This window comes from Cellulosimicrobium sp. BMG9.23, from assembly GCF_059159985.1.
On sequence record NZ_JBZGBZ010000001.1, the window covers coordinates 63,860 to 77,753 of the forward strand.

Annotated in this window: 13 protein-coding genes; 5 read left to right on the forward strand and 8 right to left on the reverse strand. The window is 73.9% G+C overall.

Going from position 1 to position 13,894, the window contains the following annotated elements; translation table 11 throughout:
- Positions 1–66 precede the first annotated feature (66 nt).
- Positions 67–1,038 carry a carbohydrate ABC transporter permease gene (locus AC4H2G_RS00260; protein WP_494363780.1) on the reverse strand — a complete coding sequence of 324 codons (972 nt, stop codon included), beginning with the start codon at positions 1,036–1,038 and terminating at the stop codon, positions 67–69.
- Between the two features lie 2 nt (positions 1,039–1,040).
- A complete protein-coding gene (locus tag AC4H2G_RS00265; protein ID WP_494363781.1) occupies positions 1,041–1,982 on the reverse strand; it encodes a carbohydrate ABC transporter permease in 942 nt (313 codons plus the stop codon).
- A gap of 389 nt (positions 1,983–2,371) precedes the next feature.
- Between AC4H2G_RS00265 and AC4H2G_RS00270 the strand changes: the two genes are divergently transcribed.
- A complete protein-coding gene (locus AC4H2G_RS00270; RefSeq protein ID WP_494364096.1) occupies positions 2,372–3,358 on the forward strand; it encodes a LacI family DNA-binding transcriptional regulator in 987 nt (328 codons plus the stop codon).
- A 236-nt stretch (positions 3,359–3,594) separates the two neighbouring features.
- On the opposite strand, the gene AC4H2G_RS00275 is transcribed toward AC4H2G_RS00270, so the two are convergent.
- Positions 3,595–4,848 (reverse strand): ROK family transcriptional regulator, encoded by a 1,254-nt coding sequence (locus AC4H2G_RS00275; RefSeq protein ID WP_494363782.1) that lies wholly within the window; start codon positions 4,846–4,848, stop codon positions 3,595–3,597.
- A gap of 102 nt (positions 4,849–4,950) precedes the next feature.
- Between AC4H2G_RS00275 and xylA the strand changes: the two genes are divergently transcribed.
- On the forward strand, positions 4,951–6,132 hold the full coding sequence (gene xylA / locus AC4H2G_RS00280) for a xylose isomerase (protein ID WP_494363783.1): 1,182 nt from the start codon (positions 4,951–4,953) through the stop codon (positions 6,130–6,132).
- A gap of 22 nt (positions 6,133–6,154) precedes the next feature.
- Positions 6,155–7,807: a xylulokinase gene (locus tag AC4H2G_RS00285; protein WP_494363784.1), complete on the forward strand. Its 1,653-nt coding sequence runs from the start codon at positions 6,155–6,157 to the stop codon at positions 7,805–7,807.
- Positions 7,808–7,887: 80 nt separating this feature from the next.
- On the opposite strand, the gene AC4H2G_RS00290 is transcribed toward AC4H2G_RS00285, so the two are convergent.
- From AC4H2G_RS00290 to AC4H2G_RS00300, 3 genes are all read right to left on the reverse strand, one after another.
- Positions 7,888–8,337 carry a tRNA (cytidine(34)-2'-O)-methyltransferase gene (locus AC4H2G_RS00290; RefSeq protein ID WP_494364097.1) on the reverse strand — a complete coding sequence of 150 codons (450 nt, stop codon included), beginning with the start codon at positions 8,335–8,337 and terminating at the stop codon, positions 7,888–7,890.
- A gap of 307 nt (positions 8,338–8,644) precedes the next feature.
- Entirely contained in the window at positions 8,645–9,985 is a 1,341-nt protein-coding gene (locus AC4H2G_RS00295) for an RNA polymerase sigma factor (RefSeq protein WP_494363785.1), read from the reverse strand.
- Positions 9,982–10,401, reverse strand: coding sequence for a YciI family protein (locus tag AC4H2G_RS00300; RefSeq protein ID WP_494363786.1), 420 nt, complete (start codon positions 10,399–10,401; stop codon positions 9,982–9,984). The genes AC4H2G_RS00295 and AC4H2G_RS00300 overlap by 4 nt, the downstream gene beginning before the upstream one ends.
- A gap of 194 nt (positions 10,402–10,595) precedes the next feature.
- Between AC4H2G_RS00300 and AC4H2G_RS00305 the strand changes: the two genes are divergently transcribed.
- Positions 10,596–10,973: a YybH family protein gene (locus tag AC4H2G_RS00305; RefSeq protein WP_494363787.1), complete on the forward strand. Its 378-nt coding sequence runs from the start codon at positions 10,596–10,598 to the stop codon at positions 10,971–10,973.
- On the opposite strand, the gene AC4H2G_RS00310 is transcribed toward AC4H2G_RS00305, so the two are convergent.
- On the reverse strand, positions 10,955–11,914 hold the full coding sequence (locus AC4H2G_RS00310) for a LysR family transcriptional regulator (RefSeq protein ID WP_494363788.1): 960 nt from the start codon (positions 11,912–11,914) through the stop codon (positions 10,955–10,957). The genes AC4H2G_RS00305 and AC4H2G_RS00310 overlap by 19 nt on opposite strands.
- Before the next feature lie 81 nt (positions 11,915–11,995).
- Here AC4H2G_RS00310 and AC4H2G_RS00315 point away from each other — a divergent pair, with 81 nt between their 5' ends.
- Positions 11,996–13,021 (forward strand): DMT family transporter, encoded by a 1,026-nt coding sequence (locus AC4H2G_RS00315; RefSeq protein ID WP_494363789.1) that lies wholly within the window; start codon positions 11,996–11,998, stop codon positions 13,019–13,021.
- On the opposite strand, the gene AC4H2G_RS00320 is transcribed toward AC4H2G_RS00315, so the two are convergent.
- Positions 13,018–13,890: an SMP-30/gluconolactonase/LRE family protein gene (locus AC4H2G_RS00320; protein WP_494363790.1), complete on the reverse strand. Its 873-nt coding sequence runs from the start codon at positions 13,888–13,890 to the stop codon at positions 13,018–13,020. The two genes, AC4H2G_RS00315 and AC4H2G_RS00320, sit on opposite strands and share 4 nt — an antisense overlap.
- Between the last annotated feature and the right edge of the window lie 4 nt (positions 13,891–13,894).

Genomic DNA, 13,894 nt, shown 5'->3' on the forward strand with positions numbered 1-13,894 from the left:
GCGATCGCGGTGCGGTGCGGTGCGGTGCGGTGCGGACGCGCGACCGTGCGTCGCGCGACCGGGGGCTCACTCCTTGACGGACCCGGCCGCGAGGCCGGACTGCCAGTAGCGCTGGAGGAGCAGGAACGCGGCGATCAGCGGCAGGATCGTGAGCAGCGACCCGGTGATGACGAGGTCGAAGATCGCCTCGCCGCCCGCCGTCGCGGCCTGGGCGTTCCACGCGTTGAGGCCGAGCGTCAGGGGGTACCAGGTGGGGTCCTTGAGCATGATGAGCGGCAGGAAGTAGTTGTTCCACGTCGCGACCATCGTGAAGAGCAGGACGGTGACGATCCCGGGCGCGAGCAGGGGCAGCGAGACCTGGAAGAACGTGCGGAACTCGTTCGACCCGTCGACGCGCGCGGCCTCGAGCAGTTCGGTGGGGATCGCCTCGGCCGCGAAGACCCACATGAGGTAGAGCCCGAACGGCGAGATGAGCGACGGGATGATCACGGCCCACGGTGTGTTCGTCAGGCCCATCTGGCTGAACATGAGGAACGTCGGGACGGCGAGCGCGGTGCCCGGCACGGCGACCGCACCGATCACGGTCGCGAACACGCCGCGCTTGCCGGGGAAGTCGAACTTCGCGAGCGCGTAGCCGCCGAGCACGGCGAGGAACGTCGCGCCGCCCGCGCCCACCACGACGTACAGGACCGTGTTGGCGAACCAGCGGCCGAAGATGCCGCCGTTGTAGGTCAGGGTCCGGGCGATGTTGTCGAACAGCGCGAAGTCGCCGCTGAACCACAGCCCGAACGACGAGAACAGGCTCGACTGCGTCTTCGTCGCGTTGACGAAGAGCCAGAACAGCGGGACGAGCGCGTAGAGGAGCACGACGCCGCTGAGGACCGTGAGCAGCGTGCTGCGGCGGGGCTTCGAGACGCTGTGCGGGGCGCGCGAGCGCAGTCGGACGGGCTTGCGCGCGGCGGTGCGGACTGTGGGCGCAGCGGGCGCAGCGGGCGCGGCGGACGAGGCGGACGGGGTGGTGGGGGTCGTCGCGGTCACGGTCAGGCCTCCTTGCGCATGCCGCGCAGCTGGACGACGTAGGCCACGATCATCGTGAGGACGCCCATGATGATGGCGACGGTCGCCGAGTAGTTGTACTGCTGGCCGGAGAACGACAGCGAGTACGCGTACAGGTTCGGGGTGAAGTACGTCGTGATGGCGTTCGGCGCGAGGCTCTGCAGGATGCTGGGCTCGTTGAAGAGCTGGAACGAGCCGATGATCGAGAAGATCGTCGCGATGACGAGCGAGCCGCGGATCGCGGGGATCTTGATCGACCGGACGACCTGCCACTGGCTCGCGCCGTCGAGCTCGGCGGCCTCGTAGAGCGACGTCGGGATGACGCGCAGCGCCGAGTAGAAGATGAGCATGTTGTAGCCCACGAACTCCCAGGTCACGATGTTGCCGATCGCGAGGAGCACCCACTCGGGCGACAGCGGGTTGGGGATCGACGTCCCCAGCGCGTCGTTGAGGTTGCCGACGAGACCGAAGCGCGTGCCGTACATGAAGCCCCACATGAGCGTCGCGACAACGGCGGGGACGGCGTACGGCAGGAAGATCGAGATGCGGAAGAAGTTCTTGCCGTACAGGCGGCCGCTGTCGATCGCCAGCGCGACGAGCAGGGCGATGCCGAGCATGATCGGCACCTGCACGAGGAGGAAGAGCCCGACGCGCGTGACGCCCGACCAGAACTGCGGGTCGGAGAAGGCGCGTGCGTAGTTCTCGAACCCGACGAACTGCGTCCCGCCGACCATCTGCGTGCGGAACAGGCTCAGGTAGATCGAGTACGCGATCGGGGCGAGGAAGACGAGCGCGAAGACCGCCATGAACGGGCCCACGAACCCCCACCCGATCCACGAGCGACGTCGGCGTCGCGTCGGTCGGGAGGAGGTGCCGTCGACCGGTGGCAGGTGCGGCACCGCCACGGGTGGGGACGTCGTCGTCATGCTGCTTCCTCGTCGTCGGGGTGGGAGACGTCGATCGTCGCCCGGGGTGTTTACGCAAACATCAGCATGCACGAGGGTGCGGTGTTTACGCAAACATCGCCTACGCTGATCTCGGACGGCCACGCCGGGACCGCGGCACGACCGTCACCTGGCACGATCGCCACCGGGCACGACCGCCGCACCATCACCTGCAGGACCGGACCACGAGGACGAGGACCATGAACGACGGGCTCGACGAGGACGCCCCCGCCACCACGGGCACCACCGCCGTCACGACGGCGGTCTCCACGTCGGTCGCCGGGGCGGCCTCCACGGTGGTTCCCACCGCGGTCGCGACGGCCGTCGTGACAGAGCCGGCGGGCGGGCCGTCGCCCGTGCGCCGGGTGTCGATGGCCGACGTCGCACGCGTCGCCCGGGTCTCCGCGCAGACCGTCTCCCGCGTGTCCAACGGCCACTCCGGCGTCGTCGAGTCCACGCGGACCCGGGTGCTCGCCGCGATGACCGAGCTCGGCTACCGGCCGAACAGCGCAGCCCGCGCGCTCAAGAGCGGCTCGTTCCGCACGATCGGCGTCATCCTCTTCTCGCTCGCGACCACCGGCAACGTCCGCACGCTCGAGGCGATCGCGACGTCCGCCGCCGCCGAGGGCTACGCCATCACCATCATCCCCGTCGCCGCACCCACGCAGGACGGCGTCCGCGGCGCGTTCACACGGCTCGGTGAGCTCGCGGTGGACGCGATCATCCTGCTCATGGAGGTGCACCTGCTCGACGTCGCGCAGGTGAGCCTGCCGCCCGGGGTCCAGGTCGTCGTCGCGGACTCCGACGCGGGCGAGAGCTACGCCGTCGTCGACACCGACCAGGCCGACGGGACGCGGCAGGCCGTGCGGCACCTGCTCGACCTCGGGCACGAGACCGTGCACCACCTCGCCGGGCCTGCGCACTCGTTCGCCGCCGAGCGACGCACCGCGGCGTGGCGCTCGACGCTCGAGGAAGCCGGGCGCGAGGTGCCTCCCGTCGAGCGCGGCGACTGGTCACCGACCTCCGGGTACGACGCCGGTCGTCGCCTCGCCGCGCGCGACGACGTCACCGCCGTGTTCGTCGCCAACGACCAGATGGCGCTCGGGCTCGTGCGCGCGCTGCACGACGCGGGCCGGCGCGTGCCGGAGGAGGTGAGCGTCGTCGGGTTCGACGACCTGCCCGAGTCGAGCGAGTTCCTGCCGCCGCTCACGACGGTCCACCAGGACTTCGCGGAGGTCGGCCGCCGGTGCGTCGAGCAGGTGCTCCGGCAGGTGCGGGAAGGGGTGCACGAGGCGGGCACGCGCCTCGTCCCCACGCGCCTCGTCGCCCGCGCGAGCACGGCGCCGCCCCCGAGGTAGTACCCCGGTCGCGCGAGCTAGTACCGCGGTCGTGCCCGACGGCGCGTGGTCGCCCCACCCACCCCTCCCGGCGTCGTCTCGCCCCGGTCCTCGCTCGCTACGGGCGAGACGCACCGTGAGGTAGAACTTCCGGTCGCGAGGTAGAGCCCGCCGAGCTCTACCTCGCGACTTGACGTTCTACCTCGGCAGGCCAGTGGGTGCTCTCCAGCTGGACCGGGGTACTACCTCGCGCGGGGTCAGTCGGCGTCGACCCAGGCGCTCGGGTTCTCGACGACGCCGCGCAGGACCTCGCGTGCACCGCCCGTGAGGGCGGCGTGGTCGCCCACCGGTGCGGCGGCGACGTGCAGGTCGACCGACGGTGCGGCGAGGACCCGCGTCTGCAGCTCCGCCTCGACGGGCGCGCGCAGGTGCGGCAGCAGTGCCGGGTAGATCCCGCCCAGCAGCACCGTGTCGATGTCGACGAGGTTCACGTAGTCCGCGAGCGCGCTGCCCAGCGCCGTCCCGGCGCGTGCGACCGACTCCCGCGCGGCGGGCGCGCCGGCATCGAGGAGGGCGACGAGCTCGGCGGTGTCGGCCCCGACGTCGAGGCCGGCGCCGCGCAGTAGCGCGTCCTTGCCCGCGTACTGCTCGAGGCAGCCCGTCGCGCCGCACCGGCAGCGCGGGCCGCTCGGGTCGACGACGACGTGCCCGATCTCTCCCGCCCAGCCGTGCCGGCCGTGGAACAGTCGGCGGTCGACGACGATCGCGGAGCCGATCCCGACGTCGCCCGAGACGTACAGGTAGGTGGACGGGACCGACCGGGGCGTGCCGTCCAGCGCGAGGCGCTCCGCGCCGTCGGGCACGACGCCGCGGCTCGACTGGGCGAGGGCGGCGAGCTTGGCCTCGTTGCCGATCTCGACGGGCAGGTCCGGGTCGAGGGCGAGGAGCGGCGTGGGAGCGAGGCGGGACCAGCCGAGGTTGGGCGCGACCTCGAGGCGTCCGGCGCGGGAGTCGACGAGGCCGGGCAGGGCGAGCCGTGCCCCGGCGACCGTCATGCCGTCGGCCCGCACGCGCTCGACCAGGTCGCGCGCGATGCGGCCCAGGCGTGCGAGCACCTCGGCGGGGTCGCTGTCATGGAGGTCGTCGGGGTCGATGTGCTCCGCGACGACGGTGCCCGTGAGGTCCAGCACCCGACCACCCAGGTAGTCGACGTTGACCTCGAGGCCCAGGCCGACGATCGTGCGCGCCGCGGGCGCGAGGGGGACGGCGGGTCGGCCGGCGCGCTGCGGCGTCGCGGGCGGGAGCTCCGCGACGATGCGCGCGGCGACCAGGCGGTCGACGAGCGTCGAGACGGTCGCCCGGGTGAGCCCGCTGGCCGCCGCGATGTCGGCGCGCGAGCACGGGACCGGCGCCTCGAAGACGGCGCGGGCGACGAGGGCCAGGTTGTGCTCGCGCAGCGTGGCCTGCCGGGCTGCTGGGGGACCCGTCCGGGTCGCGACGCTGCGGTTCACGGTCTTGACCTTACCGACTCGGGCGCATAAGTTCAGCCATACGACAAAAATGCGTCGTCGGCGTGCCGAGCACGCCGCGACTCTCTCGACGAGGAGACCATCGTGGCCGACGAGCCCACTCAGGACATCAACTTCTCCTTCGGTCTGTGGACCGTGGGCTGGACCGCGCAGGACCAGTTCGGGAGCGCGAGCCGCCCCGCGCTCGACCCCGCCGACTCGGTCCGCAAGCTGGCCGAGCTCGGCGCGTGGGGCTTCACGTTCCACGACGACGACGTCGTGCCGTTCGGCTCCGACGACGCCGAGCGGACCCGCCGTCTCGACTCCGTGCGGAAGGCGGCCGACGAGACCGGCCTCGTCATCGAGATGGTGACGACCAACCTCTTCAGCCACCCCGTCTTCAAGGACGGTGGCGTGACGTCGAACGACCGCGGCGTGCGCCGCTACGCGCTGCGCAAGGTGCTGCGCAACGTCGACCTGACCGCCGAGCTCGGCGCGAAGACGTTCGTCATGTGGGGCGGGCGCGAGGGCACCGAGTACGACGCCGCCAAGGACCTGCACTCGGCCCACGAGCGCTACGCCGAGGGCATCGACACCGTCGCCGGCTACATGAAGGACCAGGGCTACGACCTCAAGATCGCCCTCGAGCCCAAGCCCAACGAGCCCCGCGGCGACATCTTCCTCCCGACGATCGGCCACGCGCTCGCGCTCATCGCGAAGCTCGAGCACGGCGACATCGTGGGTCTCAACCCCGAGACGGGCCACGAGCAGATGGCGGGCCTCAACTACACGCACGGGATCGCGCAGGCCCTGTGGGCGGGCAAGCTCTTCCACATCGACCTCAACGGTCAGCGGTCCATCAAGTTCGACCAGGACCTCGTGTTCGGCCACGGCGACCTGCTCTCCGCGTTCTTCACGGTCGACCTGCTCGAGAACGGCTTCCCGAACGGCGGCCCGACGTACACCGGCCCGCGCCACTTCGACTACAAGCCCTCGCGCACCGAGAACGAGGTCGGCGTGTGGGACTCCGCACGCGCCAACATGGACACGTACCGCCTGCTCGCGCGCAAGGCCGCGGCCTACCGCGCCGACAGCCGCGTCCAGGAGGCGTTCGCACACTCCGGCGTCTTCGAGCTGGGCGAGCCCACCCTCGCCGTGGGCGAGACCGTGGCCGACATCCTCGCGGACCGCAGCGCGTACGAGGACTTCGACGTCGATGCCGCGGCGAACCGCGACTTCGGCTTCGTGCGCCTCAACCAGCTCGCGCTCGAGCACCTCATCGGCTGACGTGTCGACGCACGAAGACGCCGTGGAAGGGGCGGCGGGCGGACCCGCCGCTCGGACCCTGGTCGCCGGGATCGACACGTCGACGCAGTCCTGCAAGGTCGTCGTGCGCGACGCCGAGACCGGGGCGCTCCGGCGCTTCGGCGCGGCGAAGCACCCCGACGGCACCGAGGTCGACCCCGCCGCGTGGTGGGACGCCCTCGGTGCCGCGGTGGCGGCGGCCGGTGGGCTGGACGACGTCGCGGCGCTCGCCGTCGGCGGCCAGCAGCACGGGATGGTCGCGCTCGACGCCGAGGGCCGGGTGATCCGCCCGGCGCTGCTGTGGAACGACACGCGGTCCGCGCCCGCGGCCCGGGACCTCGTCCGCGAGCTCGGCGAGGCACGCCTCGCCGAACGGGTCCCGGACGCGCGCGTGCGGGTCGAGTCGGCCGAGGAGGCCGGGGCGCAGGCGTGGGCCGACGCGATCGGGTCGGTCCCGGTCGCGTCGCTCACCGTGACGAAGCTGCGCTGGCTGCGCGACGCGGAGCCGGAGAACGCGGCGCGCGTCGCGGCCGTCGCGCTGCCGCACGACTGGCTCACGTGGCGCATCGCCGGGTACGGGCCGGCGGGCGACCCGACGGCGCCGCTCGGCCCCGACCTCGACGCGCTCGTGACCGACGCGTCCGACGCCTCGGGCACGGGGTACTGGGACGCGACGCGTGCGGCGTCCGGCGCCGACGGTCGGTCCGGGTCCGGGTCCGGGTCCGGGTCGGCGGACGACGGTCGCGGCGGCTACCGCCTCGACCTGCTCGAGCTCGCGCTCGGCCGGACCGACGTCGTGCTGCCGCGCGTGCTCGCGCCGTCGGCGGTCGCCGGCGTCGCGCACCCGACCGTGGCCGGAGCGGGCGTCGAGGGCGGTGCGCTGCTCGGCCCGGGCGCCGGCGACAACGCCGGTGCGGCGCTCGGCCTGGGCATGACGGCGGGCGACGTCGCGGTGTCGATCGGGACGTCGGGCGTCGTGTCCGCCGTCGCGGACGCCCGCACGGCCGACGGCTCGGGGCTCGTCAACGGGTTCTCGGACGCGACGGGCCGGTACCTCCTGCTCGCCGTGACGCTCAACGCGAGCCGCGTGCTCGACGCCGCGCGCGAGGTGCTCGGGGTCGACCACCGGGAGCTGTCGCGGCTCGCGCTCGAGGCGCCGCCGGGCGCCGACGGGCTCGTCCTCGTGCCCTATCTCGAGGGCGAGCGGATGCCGAACCGGCCCGACGCGTCGGGCACGCTCCACGGGATCCGGCTCGGCACCGCGACGCGGCCGCACCTGGCCCGGGCGTTCGTCGAGGGCATGCTGTGCGGCCTCGCGGACGGGCTCGACGCGCTGCGCGCGCTCGGCGTCCCGGTCGAGCGCGTGCAGCTCATCGGCGGCGGCGCGCAGTCGGACGCCGTGCGGCGCATCGCGCCCCAGGTCCTCGGGCTGCCGGTCTCGGTCCCGGAGCCGGGCGAGTACGTGGCCGACGGCGCGGCGCGCCAGGCCGCATGGGTCCTCGCCGCGCACCGGGCCGCCGAGGGTGCTGCGGAGGGCTCCACCGGACCGGGCGACGTCGACCCGCCGACCTGGGCGGCGTCGTCGGGCACGGTCATCGAGGCGGAACCCGTGCCCGCGATCCGTGAGCGCTACGCCGAGGTCCGCGACCTCACCTGACCCACCCCCGCTGTGGGCATGAATTGGGCCCGGTCCTGACCCCAGGACCGGGCCCTTTTCATGCCCACAGCGGGAGGCGGTCAGGCGGCGCCCGTGAAGCCCGTCTGGCGCCACGCCTCGTAGACCGCGATCGACGCCGCGTTCGTGAGGTTGAGCGACCGTCGCCCGGGCTGCATGGGGATCTTCAGCTGGTCGGTGATCCGCGGGAGCGCGAGCACGCCGTCTGGCAGGCCGGTGGGCTCCGGGCCGAACAGCAGCACGTCGTCGGGCCGGTAGGTCACGTCCGTGAACGACGTCGTCGCGCGTGTCGTGAAGGCGAAGACCCGGCCCGGGAGCGTGGCGAGGGCGGCGTCGAGATCCGCGTGCACCTCGACCGCCGCGAGATCGTGGTAGTCGAGCCCGGCACGGCGCAGCTTCGGCTCGTCGAGGTCGAAGCCCAGCGGCTCGACGAGGTGCAGGCGTGCGCCCGTGACCGCGGCGAGCCGGATCGCGTTCCCCGTGTTCCCGGGGATGCGCGGCTCGAAGAACACGACGTGCGGAAGGGTCGACGGCGGTCGCGCCGCCGGGTCGGCGACGTGCGGACGCCAGTCTGTGCCGGGGTCGGGGGAGAGGCTCACACGGTCGATTCTCTCCCACCGCCCGGGCCGTCCGTCGCGGACGACGGCCGGGCACGGACACGAGGTTCGACGACGCCGGGCGCCCGGTCCGCAAGCCCGTCATGGCGACGAAGGACGTGCGGTTCGAACGGCTCGACGTGGTGCTGCGCGACGAGCGCTGACGAGCGCTGACGGACGTGACGGCGCTCGCGGCCGTCGTGTGGCACGCGGACGTGGGCGGTCACGCGCGGAGCTCGGCCGCCTTGCGCTCGAGCAGGGCGCGCTCGCGCACGTTCGGGCACAGCCGCACCGCGAGGGCGTACTCAGCGCGGGCCTCGTCGGCGCGGCCCAGGCGCCCGAGCAGCTCGGCGCGCACGCTCGGCACGAGGTGGAACCGGGGCAGCCGGTCCGTCGCGACGAGCTCGTCGACGATCCGCAGCCCCGCCGCCGGGCCGTGCGCCATCGCGACGGCCACGGCCCGGTTGAGCTCCACGACCGGCGACGGCGCCACCCGGCCCAGCGCCTCGTACAGCAGCACGATGCGGTCCCAGTCGGTCTCCTCGACCGACGGCGCGACGGCGTGGCACTCCGCGACCGCGGCCTGGAGCCCGTACGGACCGCGGCCATGACCCGACGGCCCCACGGCGTCGGCGCGCGCGAGCGCGGCCCGGCCGCGACGGATCGCGGACCGGTCCCACCGCCGCCGGTCCTGGTCCGCGAGGAGGACGGGGTCGCCGTCGGGCGTGGTCCGAGCCGGGAAGCGTGCCGCGGTGAGCTCGAGCAGGGCGAGGAGCGCGTGGACCTCGTGCTCGTCGGGCACCAGCCCGGCGAGCACGCGCGCGAGCCGGACCGCCTCGTGCGCGAGGTCCGGGCGGAGCCACTCGTCGCCCGACGTTGCGGTGGAGCCCTCCGTGAAGATCACGTACAGCACGCCCAGGACGGAGCCGAGGCGCTCGCGGCGCTCGTCGGCCGGTGGCACCCCGAACGGCACGGCTGCTGCCGCGAGGGTCTTCTTCGCGCGCGTGATACGGGCCTGGACCGTTGCCGTGGGCACGAGGAACGCGCGCGCGACCTCGTCGCTCGACAGGCCGCCGACGACCCGCAGCGTGAGCGCGACGGCTGCCTCCCGTGAGAGCACGGGATGGCACGCGACGAACATGAGGGCGAGCACGTCGTCGTCCACGCGGTCGGGGTCCCATTGCATGTTGTCGTCGTCGCCGCCGATGGCGCTCGTGCCTGGTGCCCGCCCGCCCGACGGCGGCCCTCCGGAGGTCGCGCCGCCCTCGCCCAGGTCGTGGGCGAGGGCGGCGTACCGCTCGTCGAGGGCGGAGCGACGCCGGAACGTGTCGATCGCGCGACGTCTCCCGACCGTGAGCAGCCAGCCCGACGGGTTGCGCGGCACGCCGTCGCGCGGCCAGGAGGCGAGCGCCTCGGCGAGCGCCTCCTGCGCGAGGTCCTCGGCGAGCGAGAAGTCCCCGGTGTACCGGGCGAGGGCGCCCACGATCCGCGCCGACTCGATGCGCCACACGGCCTCGACGGCGCGCCGGCCGTCGGGCTGCGTCTCCGCGGTGGCTGCCGTCACACCTGGCCGGTCGCCTCGCGCCACGCGCGCTCCCGGCGGATCCACTCGTTGTCCTGCGGGAACTCGTCGATCGACGGGACGCGGCGGATCTCGACCTTCGTCCCGGGGCCCGAGTACGGCAGCCGCTTGGCCCACTCGACCGCCTCCTCCTGGGAGGCGACGTCGAGGATGTAGTAGCCGCCGAACAGCTCCTTGGTCTCCCCGTACGGGCCGTCCGTCACGACGGGCACGTCGGACGACAGGTCGACCACGACGCCCTGCGCCGGGTCGTCGAGCCCCTCGGCCGCGAGCAGGACGCCTGCGCGGATGAGCTCGTCGTTGAACCGGCCCATGGTCTCGAGCATCTCGTCGAAGGAGACGCTCTCGAACGCGGCCTTGGCCTCGTCGCTGCTGCGCATGATGAGCATGTACTTCATCGCTGACTCCCGGTGTCGGTGGGCCGGTCCTTCCGACCCTCTCATCCACAGGTCGAACGGGACAGTGCGAGATCGACACTGCGCTCGCTGTCGAGATCGACCCTCGTCGGCGGGCGGGGCTGCGCCTGCTCGGGCAGGGTGGTCGGGACCGCGGCCGCTAGAGGCCGCCGAGGCCTGCGAGCGAGGTGGGGCGTATGGACCGCGACGCGGTGATGACGTGGGTGGACGGGTACGAGCGCGCGTGGCGGGCGAGCGACCCGGGCGCCGTGGAGCGGCTGTTCACCGAGGACGCGACGTACCTGCGGTCGCCCTACGACGACGAGCCGCTCCACGGCCACGACGCGATCCGCGGCTTCTGGACCGCCGACGAGGGCGCGACGTTCACCGTCACCGCCGAGCCGGTCGCCGTGGAGGGGGACTCCGCCGTCGTGCGGCTCGAGGTGCGGTACACGGGGTCGGAGGAGCAGGAGTACCGCGACCTGTGGCTCCTGCGCTTCGCCGCCGACGGGCGCGTCGCGCACTTCGAGGAGTGGGCGTACTGGCCGGGGAAGCCCTACACGGCGGCGGAGTAGGCGCGCGACGGCGCGTGCTCGGCCGACGCGTGGCCGGCCGGTGCGCGGTCGGTCGGCGCGGTCGCCGCCCGGCGCAGCTCGTCGAGCACGGTCCAGGCCGGTGGGGTGAGGGCGACGGCGTCGCGCAGCACGGCGTGGATCGACCGGACCGGTGTGGGCCGGACGATGGGGACGGCAGTCAGCCCGTCGGGCAGGTGCGCTGCTCCCAGGGCGGGCAGGACGGTCACGCCGATGCCCGCCGCGACGAACGCGAGCGCCGTCGGGTAGTCGTGCGCCTCGACGTGGAAGGGCGGGGCGAACCCCGCGGCGGTGCAGGCGTCGAGGACGGTGCGCCGGCACCAGCCGCGGGCGAAGTCGTTGTCGACCCAGCGCTCGCCCGCGAGCTCCGCGAGGTCGACGTGCGGCTCGTCGGCGAGCCGGTGGCCGGGCGGCACGACGACGACGTAGGGGTCGTCGAGGAGATGGTGCGCGCGGAAGCCAGGGCCCGGGTCGAAGCCGCGCGGCGCGACGACCATCTGCACGTCGGCGCGCCGGTCGGGGTCGTCGGGGATGGTCTCGGCGAGCGACAGGTCGAGCCGGACGCCGGGGTTCTCCTCAGTGAGCCGGCGGACGACGGCGGGCAGCCACGCCGCGCCGACGGACGCGAAGTAGGCGATCGAGAGCGAGCCGGTGCGGCCGGCGCGCAGGTCGGACACCACCGCCTCGACCTCGCCGAGGCGGACGAGCACGCTGTCCGCCTGGGCGGCGAGCGTGAGCCCGGCCGCGGTCGGCCGCACGCCGCGGCCCGCGCGCTCGAGGAGCACGAGGCCCGTCTCGCGCTGGAGCGCGGCGACGTGCTGGCTCACCGCGGACGGCGTGTAGCCGAGGTTCGCGGCGGCGGCCTGGACGGAGCCGCTCGCGACGACGGAGCGGAAGATGCGGAGACGGTGCACGTCGAGCATCCTCCGACCGTACAGCGAGACTGCATCGAGCGGTAGTAACCCGTACTGGTGCTTCATCGTCAGAGCGACGACGATCGTCGCATGGCTGTCACGGAGAAGATGTCGGTGGAGGCGACGCGGCGCACGGCGGGACTCGTCCTGCTCGCGGCCGCTGTGACCGTCGTGCTGTGGGCGTCGGCGTTCGTCGGTGTCCGCGCGGCGGGTCACGACTACTCGCCCGGCGCTCTCGCGCTGGGCCGCCAGCTCGCGGGGTCGGGCGGGCTCACGGCGATCGTGCTCGTCCGGGCGGCCCGCGTCGCGAGCCGGGCGCCGGCGGGGGGACCCGGTGGCGTCGCGCAGCTCGTGACAGCCCTCCCCGCCCTGCCGCGGGGACGCACGCTCGTCGCCGTCGCGGCGTGGGGCGTGGCATGGTTCGCGCTCTACAACGTCGCGCTCAACGCGGCCGAGCAGCATCTCGACGCCGGGACGACGGCGCTGCTCGTCAACGTCGCTCCCGTGCTCGTCGCCGTCCTGGCCGGTCTGCTCCTCGGCGAGGGGTTCCCGCGCCGGCTGCTCGCGGGGATGGCCGTGGCGTTCGCGGGCGTCGCCGTCATCGCGGTGACCACGTCGACCGGCGACGCCGACGTGCTCGGCGTCGTGCTCGGTCTCGCCGCCGCGGCGCTCTACGCCGGGTCTGCCACGGCGCAGAAGCGGATCCTGGCTGACGTCGACGCCCTCACCATGACGTGGGTCGGGTGCCTCGCCGGCACGGTCGCGTGCCTGCCGTTCACCCCCGCGCTCGTCCGCGAGGCGTCGGCCGCAGCGGGGTCGTCCACGCTCGCCGTCGTCTACCTCGGGCTCTTCCCGACGGCCGTCGCGTTCACCACGTGGGGCTACGCGCTCTCGCGGACGAGCGCCGGTCGGCTCGCGGCGTCGACCTACCTCGTGCCGCCCCTCGTGGTGGTCCTGTCGTGGGCGATGCTCGCCGAGGTCCCCGCGGGTCTCACTCTCGCGGGCGGCGTCCTGAGCCTAGCGGGCGTCGCGCTGGCGACGCTCCCGCGGCGGAGGGCTCGCGACGGCGGCGGCCCGCGGCGCCGGCGCGCGACGGGCAGCACAGCGGGGCGCTAGCCCGCGAACGGCAGCACCGGCAGCCCGCGCACGCCCACGTCGACGCGGAACACGGACCCGGCCTCGCGCTCGTGGGGGTCGTCGGCGTCGAGGTCCTGGCGTGACGTCGTGACGAACAGCGCGTCCAGGTCGTCGCCGCCGAACGTGCATGCGCTCACCTGGCTCGCGGGGAACCGGACCTCCGCGTCGAGCACTCCGGCGGGGGAGTAGCGGCGCACCGTCGACCCGCCCCAGAGCGCGACCCACACGCCGCCGTCGGCGTCGACGGTGAGCCCGTCCGGCGTCCCGTCGTCGGGGTCGACCGCGACGAACGGCCGACGCCGCACCAGCCCGCGCGGGTCCTCGTCGGCCGGGACGACGTCGAGCACGTCGACGCGCTTCGTCGCCGAGTCGACGTAGTACGCGAGCGAGCCGTCGGGAGAGAAGCCGAGCCCGTTCGACGTCCCGATCCCGTCGAGCACCACGCGCGAGCTGCCGTCGGGCTCCACCCGGTACAGCGCGCCGGGCCGCTCGCCCTGCGCCATGCCGCCCGCGTAGAACGCGCCGTCGGGTGCGGCCGACCCCTCGTTGAGCCGGACCGTCGGGTCGTCCCACAGCGTCGTCAGCACGCGCACCGGGGCGTCGTCGGCGTCCGCGACCGCCATCGACCGCGCGAGCCCGACGACGAACCCTCCGCCCGCACGCGGCCGCACCACGGCCGCGTGGTCGCCGACGTGCAGGCGGTCGACGCCGCCGTCGGGCCGCAGCGTCAGGAGGTCACCGGCGAGCATGTCCACGTACCGCAGCCCGCCCCAGCCCGGCCACCACACCGGCCCCTCCGCGTGGTACGCGACGGGACCGGTGACGTTCTGCGCTCTCAGCTCGGGCATGTGC

What these genes read in the sequence shown, in the direction of transcription:
- AC4H2G_RS00315 (WP_494363789.1), top strand. Translation starts at nt 11,996, where the DNA reads ATGGCTGTCACGGAGAAGATGTCGGTGGAGGCGACGCGGCGCACGGCG.
- AC4H2G_RS00305 (WP_494363787.1), top strand. Translation starts at nt 10,596, where the DNA reads ATGGACCGCGACGCGGTGATGACGTGGGTGGACGGGTACGAGCGCGCG.
- AC4H2G_RS00270 (WP_494364096.1), top strand. Translation starts at nt 2,372, where the DNA reads ATGGCCGACGTCGCACGCGTCGCCCGGGTCTCCGCGCAGACCGTCTCC.
- AC4H2G_RS00265 (WP_494363781.1), bottom strand. Translation starts at nt 1,982, where the DNA reads ATGACGACGACGTCCCCACCCGTGGCGGTGCCGCACCTGCCACCGGTC.
- AC4H2G_RS00310 (WP_494363788.1), bottom strand. Translation starts at nt 11,914, where the DNA reads ATGCTCGACGTGCACCGTCTCCGCATCTTCCGCTCCGTCGTCGCGAGC.
- AC4H2G_RS00320 (WP_494363790.1), bottom strand. Translation starts at nt 13,890, where the DNA reads ATGCCCGAGCTGAGAGCGCAGAACGTCACCGGTCCCGTCGCGTACCAC.
- AC4H2G_RS00300 (WP_494363786.1), bottom strand. Translation starts at nt 10,401, where the DNA reads ATGAAGTACATGCTCATCATGCGCAGCAGCGACGAGGCCAAGGCCGCG.